Source organism: Streptococcus mitis, assembly GCF_002096845.1.
Classification (GTDB): domain Bacteria; phylum Bacillota; class Bacilli; order Lactobacillales; family Streptococcaceae; genus Streptococcus; species Streptococcus mitis_A.
Map to the genome: position 1 here is coordinate 90099 of NZ_NCVK01000058.1, position 12827 is coordinate 102925.

Genomic DNA, 12827 nt, shown 5'->3' on the forward strand with positions numbered 1-12827 from the left:
AGGCTATCAAAAAGGAGTATAATGAGTGCAAGACATTTCGGAGGTAAAAGATGCTAGAAGTAAGAAGTCTAGAGAAAAGTTTTGGATCCAAGCAAGTTTTGTTTGGTATTGACTTTCAAGCGCGACCAGGTCGTATTTTGGGATTAGTCGGGAAAAACGGTGCTGGTAAAACAACGATTTTCCACAGTATTTTGAAATTTTTAGAATACCAGGGAGAAATCAGTCTAGATAATCAGGATATTCGTCAGGAAACGTACGCTCGGATTGGCTATTTGCCTGAGGAACGCAGCCTCATGCCTAAATTGACAGTCCTTGAACAAGTTCGCTACTTGGCGACTCTAAAAGGTATGGATGCCAAGGAGGTCAAGGAAAAACTCCCTCAATGGATGAAGAAGTTGGAAGTGAAAGGAAAGCTGACAGATAAAATTAAGAGTCTGTCAAAAGGAAATCAGCAGAAGATTCAGCTCATTATTACTCTGATTCATGAGCCAGACTTGATTATCCTGGATGAGCCTTTCAGTGGATTGGACCCGGTCAATACAGAATTGCTCAAGCAAGTCATTTTTCAAGAAAAAGAACGTGGGGCAACCATTATCTTTTCTGACCATGTCATGACCAATGTCGAGGAGCTTTGTGACGATATTCTCATGATCCGAGATGGCCGTGTGGTCTTGCATGGACCAGTTCAGGATGTCCGCAATCAATACGGGAAAACGCGTCTCTTTGTTTCAAGTGAACGAAGCAAGGAAGAATTGGAAAATCTTCCTCATGTCAAACAGGTGAGCTTGACTAAACAAGGCAGTTGGAAATTAATCTTAGAGGATGAGAGCGCTGGAAGGGAACTCTTCCCAATCTTGACTCAGGGTCAGTATATCGCAACCTTTGATCAACAAGCGCCAACAATCGATGAAATCTTTAAACTAGAATCAGGGGTGGAAGTATGAGAAATATGTGGGTTGTAATCAAGGAAACCTATCTTCGACATGTCAAATCGTGGAGTTTCTTCTTTATGGTGATTTCGCCGTTCCTCTTTTTAGCCTTATCTGTAGGAATTGGCTATCTCCAAGGGTCTTCTATGGCCAAGAATAGTAAGATAGCAGTAGTAACAACTGTGCCATCTGTGGAAGAAGGGCTCAAGGGTACCAATGGTACCAACTTTGATTATCAGGATGAAGCCAGTGCCCAGGCTGCTATCAAGGATGAGAAAATCAAGGGTTACCTAACCATTGACCAAGAGGACAGCGTCCTCAAGGCCGTCTATCGAGATTGCTATTAAGCTAGGAGTAACGAGCAAGTTAAATGAGCTTCAAGATCAACTCAATCGTTCGGCAGCCAATTTGTCACAAGAACAGGAAAAACGCTTGGAACAAACAGTTAACTTTACGGAGAAAATTGATGAATCCAAGGAAAACAAAAAAATTGTTCAAACCATTGCGGCCGCAGGGCTTGGTTTATTCCTTTATATGATTTTGATTACCTATGCTAGTGTCACGGCTCAGGAAGTTGCCAGTGAAAAAGGCACCAAAATTATGGAAGTCGTCTTTTCTAGCATAAGGGCTAGTCACTATTTCTATGCGCGGATGATGGCTCTGTTTCTGGTGATTTTAACGCATATTGGGATTTATGTTGTAGGTGGTCTGGCAGCCATTCTGCTCTTTAAAGATTTGCCATTCTTGGCTCAGTCTGGTGTTTTAGATCACCTGGGAGATGCATTCTCACTGAATACATTGCTCTTTATTTTGATCAGTCTTTTTATGTACGTAGTTTTAGCAGCCTTCCTAGGATCTATGGTTTCTCGTCCTGAGGACTCAGGGAAAGCCTTGTCGCCTTTGATGATTTTGATTATGGGTGGTTTTTTTGGAGTGACAGCTCTAGGTGCAGCTGGTGACAATCTCATCTTGAAGATTGGTTCTTATATTCCCTTTATTTCGACCTTCTTTATGCCATTTAGAACCATTAATGGCTATGCAGGGGGAGCAGAAGCATGGATTTCACTTACTATTACAGTGATTTTTGCAGTGGTAGCAACAGGATTTATCGGACGCATGTATGCTAGTCTAGTCCTTCAAACGGATGATTTAGGGATTTGGAAAACCTTTAGACGTGCCTTATCTTATAAATAGAAGAGCCTCGCGAAAGCGAGGTTTTTTAGAGATAAAAAGAGTGGAATTCAGAAAAATATTTTTCATATCTATTGACTTTTAGGGGTGAAATTTGGTATTATAGTAGGCGGTATTGTTTACCCCATTTGAAAGGCCCCGGAACCTTCCAAATACTTTTCGATGGGAAGGAACACCCATCACCGTAAACAAAAATCGAACTATATATAGGAGAAATCATGAACAAAACAACATTTATGGCTAAACCAGGCCAAGTTGAACGTAAATGGTACGTAGTTGACGCAACTGATGTACCACTTGGACGTCTTTCTGCAGTAGTTGCTAGCGTACTTCGCGGAAAAAACAAACCAACATTTACACCACACACTGATACAGGTGACTTTGTGATTGTTATCAATGCTGAAAAAGTTAAATTGACTGGTAAAAAAGCAACTGATAAGATTTACTACACTCACTCAAACCACCCAGGTGGATTGAAACAAATCTCTGCAGGTGAACTTCGTTCTAAAAATGCAGTACGTTTGATCGAGAAATCAGTTAAAGGTATGCTTCCACACAATACTCTTGGACGCGCTCAAGGTATGAAGTTGAAAGTATTTGTTGGAGCTGAGCACACTCATGCTGCACAACAACCAGAAGTTCTTGATATTTCAGGACTTATCTAAGGAAAGGAACAATAAAGTATGTCACAAGCACAATATGCAGGTACTGGACGTCGTAAAAACGCTGTTGCACGCGTTCGCCTTGTTCCAGGAACTGGTAAAATCACTGTTAACAAAAAAGATGTTGAAGAGTACATCCCACACGCTGACCTTCGTCTTGTTATCAACCAACCATTCGCAGTTACTTCAACTGTAGGTTCATACGACGTTTTCGTTAACGTTGTAGGTGGTGGATACGCTGGTCAATCAGGAGCTATCCGTCACGGTATCGCTCGTGCCCTTCTTCAAGTAGACCCAGACTTCCGCGATTCATTGAAACGCGCAGGACTTCTTACACGTGACTCACGTAAAGTTGAACGTAAGAAACCAGGTCTTAAGAAAGCTCGTAAAGCATCACAATTCTCAAAACGTTAATCAATACGATTATATCAACGTTTCAAAGCACTCAAGGGTTTACCCTATGGGTGCTTTTTTCGTGTTTTTTTGAAAAGTTCACCTCAAAGTTTACCTTATTGTTTTAGGGAAATTATAGTCAATTGAAATAAGAACAAGACAAAAGAGCCTTAAAAAAAGTATTGTAACGTGGTAATACCTTTTTGAGGTGCTTTTTGATATGAGCCCATGTTTTCTCAATAGGATTGTACTCAGGTGAGTAGGGATGAAGTGGTAAAAGTTTATGCCCAAATTATTCACATAAGCGCTTTAGCTTACCCATTCTATGGAATCTTGCATTATCCATAATATAGTTGCTTAGTTTTAAAAAAGCATATTATAATAAATTTATGGTATATAGTACAGATTTTAAACAAAGTTACCAAATGTTTTATATCTTCACTTCAACCATTTAGGGACTTGACTTTTCTTTCCAAAACAATTACAATAAAGGTACGAAGTTTATGTGTTGTTCTGATGATTAGTCATCTGGTTGTCAGACGCACTTTTTATTTAATTGTCAATGATCGGGATTTAGCCTTGAAGATAAGGTTATTATTTTCAATCGCTATACAACCATTAGTTGTTGTTGTCAACTATTTTCTGCAAAAATTTAAAATATTTTTTTGAGGTCACATATGGAATTAGCAGAACGCTTGAAAACACTAAGGAAACAAGTAAAACTAACACAAGCTCAAATAGCTGAAAAATTAGATATTTCCCAACAAGCATATGCTTCATGGGAACGCGGAGTAAAAAAACCAACACAAGAAAATCTTGTTAAGATTGCACAAGTTTTAAATGTGTCCGTTGATTACCTAGTTGGAAACTCAGAAGAAAAATCAGATGAATTAGACAATATTGAATTACTTTTCCGTATGAACTCAAAAGGATTGACCGAAGAAGAAAAAGAGATCTTCAAGAAGGAATTGATTGAGTTTATGGAAGAACGAAAGAAGGCTTTTGATAATAGGGAAAATAAGGATTAATCTTAATTACTATGCTATAAAAATGGTGTCAATTATTTGTAATAAAAATGCGAAAGAGAGAATATAACTAATGGATATGACAAGATTCTTTATTGGTTTAAATGGATTTAGGTTGGAAAACTCTATTCAAGAGAATTTTAAAATGAAAAATGATGATGGAGAATTAGTTTTTAATATATGTCAGGATAATGACTATATAAATCAAATATTTAATGTCCATTTTTTAGATGACGAAGATTTGGGTATCGAAGTTGGAACTATTTTTACACATACTTTTGGACTGGAACCATTATTTGGTCTAAAGACTTATCCTTATCTTTATTATTTTATAGACATTAAACCAACTGATGAAAATCTTACTATGATATACAGACAACTTGCTACAGAGGTCCATTTGTTACTGGTCGCAATGTGGTTTGTGAAAGATAATTCGGTAAACTTTAAAAATATTTTACCTTATTATGAAGACTTTGAGTCGAATCCAGATTTTCCTAGAGCATATTACAATTATACAATTCCAGTATTATCAAATGCTAAACAACGCGATACTGAGTTTAGCTCATCTGATTTGAAAGAAGTAGAAAATTGGTATAATCTAATAAAAAAATTTATTCAAAACGCTGAGATAAAGGAGTACGAAAATGAGGAACCTATATATGAATCTTATCCGAATATACCAAGCTATCATAGAGTAATTAATTTTATTATGTCCATACGTTCGGACTGGACAATTACTTCAAAAATAGCAGGCTATGTTTCGATTCTTGAATGTATTTTATCTGTAAAAGGCGAAAATACTCATAAAGTTTCAGAGAGAGTCGCTTGGTTTATTGGTGAAGATTCGCTTGATAGGCTAAAAATTTATAATACAATTAAATCTGCGTATAATGATCGCTCTAACTTTATACATGGATCGGCAATGAAGTATGATGAAACTTCAAGGGATAAAAGAGAATCAATGGTTACTGATTTAGATGATCTCGTTAGAAAAGTGCTAAAAAAATGTTTCCTGGACTACCCTTATTTGAATTATGGTGTTAATAAAAAAGATAAATTGGCTCTAAGCGATAATGTAGATCAATGGTTTAATGAACTAGTTATTACTGGACAAATTCCAGCGGAAATAAAAATAGAATCTAATTAAATAAAATTTTGGAAGCTAATCTGACATATTACTCACTTAATTCAAATAAATCAGAGTGTTCTTTGCTTATTCACGATAAGATATTAGTAGTCGTTGTAATAACAGAGTCTCTTTCCTTCTATATGTAGCTATAACTTTGCCTTTTAATCATATTTCATACTAATCTACATATTATAAGTTGTAAAGAACTTATGAAAAATTGCTATTAGTTGTTAATGTCAGTGTAAGTGGATTTGATAGTTTTAAATACTCCAGTTATTTTTCTTTGGAATAACTTATTCTTGTGGACAACTGTCCACTTTTTTTGTATAATAAACTCAACCTATTTGGTTTAGCTGCTATAAATTGTTACTTAAAGGAGGTACTGTTCGTTGGATGAATTATATTCAAGAGTAAGTGATATCACAAAACAAGTTCTTTATCCCTTTATGAAAGATGAAGAAATTTCAACTCTGAACTATCACTTTCACTATTATTTCGACTATTGTATTCATGAGAATAACATTCAAGTAATCGGTCACCACTTTTCAAATCATAAAATTGAAGGTTTGACGGTTATTGATGAACTAGGGACGAGTTTCTCCTACGAACAAGATAATCCTGTAACCAAGCGTCACTTTACCTTGTGTCATGAATTAGGTCACTTTATCTTGGAACACGATGGTTCGTATTTTACAGAGTCGGTGGATAACCAAGAATCTATCCTAGAGAGAAGGCAATGTATTTTCAGCTATTGTACTCATGCCTGATATTGTGTTACTATCCGAGATTTACTACGCTTGTGAATCTTTTCAAAAGGTCAAAGAGAGTCTAGAGGTTTCAAAACAGGCACTTTATTTCCGATTGATTGACTTGTTGAGAGTTTACAAAGTGGATTCTGAATCAGCCATAAAACAGGCAGTAGATGAATACCTAGATGGTCAAAACGCTTCCCTTCACCATTACTTTCATAAACTGAAAGAAATATTGATTGAAGAGTTCAATCAATATCAACCCTCGCTTATAGCACGGCTAAAAAAGAGATTGAAACTAACCAATATCGTGACGAGTCAAGAACTACCAGAATTACTTGATCAGACACGATGGGATGAAATCAGGAAGATAAAGTATTTTAAAGTGTGGCTTGTTTATGATAAAGGAAGATCCTTAGCCTATGTGTGGGATAGCAAAAAAACTATCTGATACAGAAGCAAGGAGAAAGGCAAATTTAGAACTATTAATTATATGAGGTGACTTCATGTATCAACCAGAAAAATTAAAAGCTCGGAGGAAAGAGTTCAGTTCAACACTGATACTATGCGTTTTTTAGGATTTTAAATCCTGATTGCTTGGTCTCTTTTTCATTATAGTTCCGTTTGATTTATAGTTTCATTAATTCTATGGAGATTCATCATTTTGAGTAATAATAGTACTTCTAGAAGTTAAAGATTCCATTTTATCTTTCAAGTGTCTATATTAGATAATGTGTTCTAAATTTACTATATATTGTTAAGGTTTGGGTAGAATCATTGATAACAGACTGTTGCAAATCTAATTAGCTGCATGATTTATATTTATCTACTTTTCTAGTAACCAATCTATGATATTTTTCTTCTCAATACCATTGTAATTGGCTGTTGGCTGAATCGTATCCATTGTTAATAGATATTTTGGGAATTGATCTTTAATGGCTTCTAGTGGTCTAAGTTCTCTTTCTAGTGTTTCTGGAGCAAGTGTTGTTTCACTGACCTGATAATAAGCGTAGTGACCAAGATCAGTTACAACAACAAAATCAACCTCATATTTATCTAAATTACCAACATATACTTGTGAATATCTACGTCTTAATTCCAAATATACCATATTTTCCAAGATATGCCCAATGTCTTCCTTGTGGTCTGGTAATAAGAGATGTCGTAAACCTAAATCAACGGGATAATATTTTTCTAAGCGTTGCAATAATGCTCGACCTTTTACATCAAAACGTGGAACGGAATAAAAAAGTAAACTATCTGTCAAAGTTGTCAAATAATTTTCCAAAGTATTATGGGATATTGAAACATTTTGGTTGACTAGGGTATTGCGAATCTTATTTGTTGATATTAAGCTACCTGTACTACTGAGAAGGGTTCGGACAATGCGCTCAATAATAGTAGGATTTGGATTTCCCAATCTAGTTACAATATCATTTAACAGTATTGAGTTATATATTCCTCTGAGATAGTCAATTTTTTCAGCGTAAGATGATGTTTGCAATAGGTAAGGGAAAGCACTAAAGAGATAATTGTTAAAAATTTCTGTTGTATTCAGATTTTCTGAGAGAGATTGACCTGATAGGTATTCTTCAAATGACAAAGGAAGAACCTCTATCTCAACATACCGACCAGTCAAGTTTGTAGCTAATTGGCTACTCATAAAGTAAGCGTTTGATCCAGTCAAATAGAGGTCAACATTTGGCAAGATGAATAGACTATCTGCTACCAGTTCAAATTTTTCAACATGTTGAATTTCATCTAAAAAGATATAGTATGTTTTCTCGCTAACCAACTGCTCTTTTATATAAGTAAATAATGTTTGAAAATGTCGCAGGTCATAGTAACTCAAATCTTCGAAATTGATAGATATAATCTGATCTTCGTCTACGCCAGTTGCTAGTAACTCCTCTTTATAGAGTTGAAAAAGCACAGATTTACCAGCTCGTCTAACTCCACTCACAACCTTAATGATTTGTCGGTCACGATGTCTTCTTAAAAAATCTAAATAATGTGGTCTTTTAATATAGTTCATAATAGATACCTCAAAGATAGTATAATACAAATAGACATTATTTTCAAATATTTAGAAATAATATTTAATTAATTTGATTATTTCTAAGTATTTAGAAATAGTGTTTTTCTGTAATTAAAAAATAGTCCATTTTGGTATGTCATAATAGTAAATATTGTGAGGTTTTGTAGCAAGTATTCAAATAAAAAGCGTATACTATCAGGAGTGTAAAAGCTTGATAGTATACGTTTTATCCTAGAAATATTTACTGGCTGTTGTTCTCAAACTGCCTCTTTAAGAAGTTACCTTATCAGCAATTTCAAATAAGTTTATGGTGCTATCTTTGGAAAAACTGTAGAATGTCAAAAATTACTACAGACCTTGAATTTTACTTATCATTTCAATGATTTAGATTACTTACATTTTGTTTTGATAAGTTTTACGGTAATCTCCAGGAGAAAGCCCAGTCCTTTGTTTAAAAATTTTAGTAAAGTAAGAATAATTATCATACCCTACTTGACAAGACACTTGTGATATCGAGATATTTGTTTGAGATAGGAGAGATTTAGCAGCATTAATGCGTTTATCCGTTATATATTTAACAAGAGTTTCTCCAGTTTCTTTTTTAAAAATTCTAGCTAAATGATCTGCGCTGAGATAAACCATATCTGCTAATATAGAACGATTTATATCTTCATAGTAGTGATGATCTATGTATTCGACGATGCGTTGAATACTATTTTTTTGGTTTTCAATGTTTGTTGCAAATTTCTTAGCATGTGACCAGTAATAATCAAAGTAATCCTGAAAAGATTCAATTGAATGAAAGCGTCGTTGGAATAAGAAATCATGAGTGCTGTTTTGGAACAATTTATGTGCCGAGATTCCATTTTGATCTAGATATATTCCTATTTGTTGAGTCCAATCTAGTAAAATTTGTTGTAGTGTGAAAGTAGGAATTTGAGAATTATAAGCAAGTGAATTAATTTTTTCTCTTAATTCGTATTCACTTAAGGTATCTAAAAACGTAATTGAAAGAGTTTCTGTTTTAAAGGAAGTTGGAAAACTATGTGGAACACATGTAATAGTATTCCAATAAGAAATATATTGTTCATTATAAGTGTAGAGTTCTTTGGTATGAAATAAAATATCGTATATTTTATGGCAACTCTTATATATAATGTTTGAGTATTTACTAAAGTTATTAGAAATTTGAGAATGAATCTCATATGCCAATTTGTCACTACGTTTGGATGAGTCTACTCTAAAGAGACAAACATATTGATCAACCTGGCTTTCCATCTTGAATAGACTTATCAGCTTATAAGAAGGTTGTGAAATTCTTTGAAGTTCTCTTTTTAGTTGAGAAGTCCATGATGGAGTTTCTGCAGAATAATCTTCTTCATTAAGATTGATTGTTAAAATTGCAAGAAAAAAATACTGGTGTTTTTGAAGAATAAAATCTTGTTTGCTTGCTATATTTTCTAGCTCATCAATGCGAGAAATTTGAGGTTTTCTAAGGTAATCATACCAGAAGTTATCTTCTATTTGTAAAAGTGCATCATTTTTTCCGTTTAAGTTATGATTCTCAATTTTACTAATGGCTTTTTGAATAATAAATTCTAATTTTTCAAAGTTAATGGGTTTTAGATAGTATTCGAAGCTTTGTAATTCAATTGCTTTTTGAGCATAGTTGAAGTCGGCGTAATTGGTTAAAAAAATTGTTTTTATATCATATTTTTCATTTCTAATCCACGATAAGAGTTCGAGGCCGCTGCCTTGAGGCATTTCTATATCGCTTATCATGAGATCAATGGGATGCTCTCTAATAATATTTTGAGCTTGAGTGAGGCTATAGGCAACATAAACAGTGTCAATGTGTAGTTTAGCCCAATTTATTTTCTCTCGTAAAGCTTCAATGATAAAGCGATCGTCATCAACTAATAAGATGTTCATTATAACCTCCATCTATAATCTTGTATGGAATAAGTAAAAGAATTTTAGCCCCACCTTCCTCATTATTCTCAAATGCAATACTATAGTCATTAGGATAGAGAAGATTTAAACGTTCGATGGTGTTTGTGATCCCAATATGATGTCCATCTTCTGTTATTAGAGACTGTTTCTGATTTAGTTTTGATAAAATTTCTTCAGAGAAACCTGGACCATTATCCTCGATACAAATCTGAATATAATCTGAGTCCTCAGTTTGTACTTTTTTTATTGATAGTAAAATTGTAAATAAATCCTGAAATGAAAAACCGTGTTTGATTGTGTTTTCAATAAATGTTTGTAAAAGTAATGATGGGACAAGAGTATTTTGTAGGTCATCATTGTAGTTTAGTGAAAAGTAGATGCTATTTCCATATCGAATTCGTTGTATTTCTAAATAATCTTTAATATGCTGAACTTCATCTTTGAGTTCTGAAAAATCTTGATTAGCCATAAATAAATGACGGAGATAATTTGAAGTTAGGATAGTTAACTCTTCAATTTCCTTGTAGTTTTTTGTTTGAAGCATACTATGAATCATTGATAGCATATTTAAGTAGAAATGCGGACGAATTTGGTTCTTAAGATAATTAAGCTCAATCTTCTTAAGTTCTAGTTGTGAATGGTATTCCCGTATTTTTAATTCTTGCATATCAAATATTACTTTATTAAGTTTATCATTTGCCTTATCAATTTCTAGTATACCTTCAGATATAAAAAATTCAGAAGGGGGGATGGAGTCCCCGAGTTGAGAGAGTCGTTCAGTGAGTCTTGTTATTGGTTTAATCATCCACTGACGAATATACAGGATAATGATGATTGATAAAATGGTGATAATGATAGGAACGGCTGATAAAAATACTTCTAAAAGTGTGATATTTCTAAAGACTTCGGCATAATCGACTAAAACATAAATATCGAAAGGTAAATGCGTTTTTTCATTTTGAGCATGAATCAGGTAGTTTTCGGAGGGGATATTGTTAGGCTCTTTTAGAGAAAGTTTACCATTATTTCCAATATTAAGTTTTCTTAGAGGTTTTAGGATATCTTCTGAAGATATGACAGCATAAATGATTTTTCCTTCGTAATGAACAGATTTAACTAAGTATTCGCTGTTTTTAGTAGTTACATTTTTCCATTTACGCTCACTTATATCACTACGCAATGATTTTAGATTTGATTTTAACAGTAGATAATCTTCATATGGAATATAAAGATTGGAGACATTTATAAAATGATCAGTACTATCGGTTTCTAATAAGAATGTCATATGAGTTTCATTTTGATATTCAAACTCTGTAAAGCTAGTTTGAACTTTTTTGAGATCTTCTTGATAGTCAAGAAACGTTTGTACATGATTTAATTTCTCTAAAGATTCATTATGCGTTATTGTTGAGTACATAAAGCGTTCTACAGAATGCAATTTCTCATTAACAGAGTCAGCATAAATTTCAATTGAACTACGTAGGTGTACTATATTTTGGTTTTTAATAAAATTTCTGGTTATGTTACTCATAGCAATATTGATTAAAATATTTATCAATAGTAGTACAAGTAGGAGTTTAAAGAAAAAATGAATGGAATGTTTTTTTGATAAGTCGTGATTTAATTTCATATACTATTCTCCTCTTAAAATTATAGCACTTTGAAAATATGATATCATGTAACAAAACAGATATGTTTTATCAAGATGTCGGAAAAGTAATAGTTTTTAAAATTAAAAAACTGAAAAATTGATAAACCTAGTCCAAAAAGTTCTATTAAGGGAATTCTATATGGTGTAAAATAATCGTAGAAAATCAGATGGGAGGAAAAACATGAAAGTAGCATCTCAACTTCATAAAATAAAATTAAAGCATAGTATTCCGTTATATATATTACTTTTTCCTTCAATATTGCTATTAATTTTATTTTCCTATATTCCCATGTTGGGACTAATTATTGCATTTAAAGACTATTCACCAGCCAATGGTATCTTTGCTAGTCAGTGGGTAGGATTTAAGTACTTTACTCAATTTTTCTCATCATTCCAATTCGGGACAACTATGTTCAATACATTAAAAATTTCACTTTATAGTATTGTAGTAGGATTCCCCTTACCTATTATACTAGCTATAATCAGTAATCAGTTAAGAGTTGGGAAATTTAGAAAAATATTTCAAGTGACAACTTACTTACCTCATTTTATCTCTACAATGGTTATGTGTGGGATGATCATCTTATTTTTATCTCCTACTAGTGGTTTGTTAGCGAATGTATTTAAGTCTGTTGGAATTACTATTCCAGATTTTTTATCAAAACCTAGTCATTTTGCGGTTGTTTATGTTTGGAGTGATGTATGGCAACATATTGGTTGGGATAGTATTATTTATCTGGCAGCGCTTTCTGCAATTGATCCTACATATTATGAGGCTGCAACTATGGATGGTGCCTCTAGATTACAAAAAATTCGGCATATAGAATTACCATTACTTTTGCCTACTGCTATGATTTTACTAATATTAAGAGCAGGTAGTTTATTAAGTGTAGGGTTTGAGAAAGTGTTACTATTACAGAATCCTCTTAATTTAGCAGGAAGTGAGATAATTTCGACCTATGTTTATAAAGTTGGTATGGTGAACTTTCAGTATAGTTATTCGACAGCTATAGGGTTATTTAACACCGTAGTCAATCTAATAATTTTGTTATCTGTTAACTGGTTCTCGAAAAGATATACTAGAACGGGTCTTTTTTAAAGGAAGGA

General features: G+C 33.4%; 9 protein-coding genes and 3 pseudogenes. 8 read left to right on the plus strand and 4 right to left on the minus strand.

Annotation, left to right across the window (positions count from 1 at the left end; translation table 11 throughout):
- Positions 1-50 precede the first annotated feature (50 nt).
- From B7695_RS08195 to rpsI, 4 genes and pseudogenes are all read left to right on the plus strand, one after another.
- Positions 51-944, plus strand: a complete 894-nt coding sequence (locus B7695_RS08195) for an ABC transporter ATP-binding protein (protein ID WP_084891003.1) — start codon at positions 51-53, stop codon at positions 942-944.
- Positions 941-2123: pseudogene (locus B7695_RS08200) on the plus strand (ABC transporter permease). Before B7695_RS08195 ends, B7695_RS08200 begins: the two are co-directional and overlap by 4 nt.
- Positions 2124-2338: 215 nt before the next feature.
- On the plus strand, positions 2339-2785 hold the full coding sequence (gene rplM / locus B7695_RS08205; RefSeq protein ID WP_001044624.1) for a 50S ribosomal protein L13: 447 nt from the start codon (positions 2339-2341) through the stop codon (positions 2783-2785).
- An 18-nt stretch (positions 2786-2803) separates the two neighbouring features.
- Entirely contained in the window at positions 2804-3196 is a 393-nt protein-coding gene (gene rpsI, locus B7695_RS08210; protein ID WP_000075973.1) for a 30S ribosomal protein S9, read from the plus strand.
- 118 nt (positions 3197-3314) lie between these two features.
- Here the strand turns inward: rpsI and B7695_RS08215 are convergent.
- Positions 3315-3539: pseudogene (locus B7695_RS08215) on the minus strand (transposase); the annotation flags it as partial.
- A gap of 313 nt (positions 3540-3852) precedes the next feature.
- On the opposite strand from B7695_RS08215, the gene B7695_RS08220 reads away from it, so the two are divergent.
- From B7695_RS08220 to B7695_RS08230, 3 genes and pseudogenes are all read left to right on the plus strand, one after another.
- Entirely contained in the window at positions 3853-4203 is a 351-nt protein-coding gene (locus B7695_RS08220) for a helix-turn-helix domain-containing protein (protein WP_084891005.1), read from the plus strand.
- A gap of 70 nt (positions 4204-4273) precedes the next feature.
- Positions 4274-5347, plus strand: a complete 1074-nt coding sequence (locus B7695_RS08225; RefSeq protein WP_084891007.1) for a HEPN domain-containing protein — start codon at positions 4274-4276, stop codon at positions 5345-5347.
- A 371-nt stretch (positions 5348-5718) separates the two neighbouring features.
- Positions 5719-6575, plus strand: a pseudogene (locus tag B7695_RS08230) (ImmA/IrrE family metallo-endopeptidase).
- Between the two features lie 329 nt (positions 6576-6904).
- Here the strand turns inward: B7695_RS08230 and B7695_RS08235 are convergent.
- From B7695_RS08235 to B7695_RS08245, 3 genes are all read right to left on the minus strand, one after another.
- Positions 6905-8113 carry an ATP-binding protein gene (locus B7695_RS08235; protein WP_084891009.1) on the minus strand — a complete coding sequence of 403 codons (1209 nt, stop codon included), beginning with the start codon at positions 8111-8113 and terminating at the stop codon, positions 6905-6907.
- Between the two features lie 396 nt (positions 8114-8509).
- On the minus strand, positions 8510-10048 hold the full coding sequence (locus B7695_RS08240) for a response regulator transcription factor (protein WP_084891011.1): 1539 nt from the start codon (positions 10046-10048) through the stop codon (positions 8510-8512).
- A complete protein-coding gene (locus tag B7695_RS08245) occupies positions 10029-11699 on the minus strand; it encodes a sensor histidine kinase (RefSeq protein ID WP_084891013.1) in 1671 nt (556 codons plus the stop codon). The genes B7695_RS08240 and B7695_RS08245 overlap by 20 nt, the downstream gene beginning before the upstream one ends.
- Positions 11700-11901: 202 nt before the next feature.
- Here B7695_RS08245 and B7695_RS08250 point away from each other — a divergent pair, with 202 nt between their 5' ends.
- Complete coding sequence (locus B7695_RS08250) at positions 11902-12819, plus strand: ABC transporter permease (RefSeq protein WP_084891016.1); 918 nt, start codon at positions 11902-11904, stop codon at positions 12817-12819.
- Positions 12820-12827 lie beyond the last annotated feature (8 nt).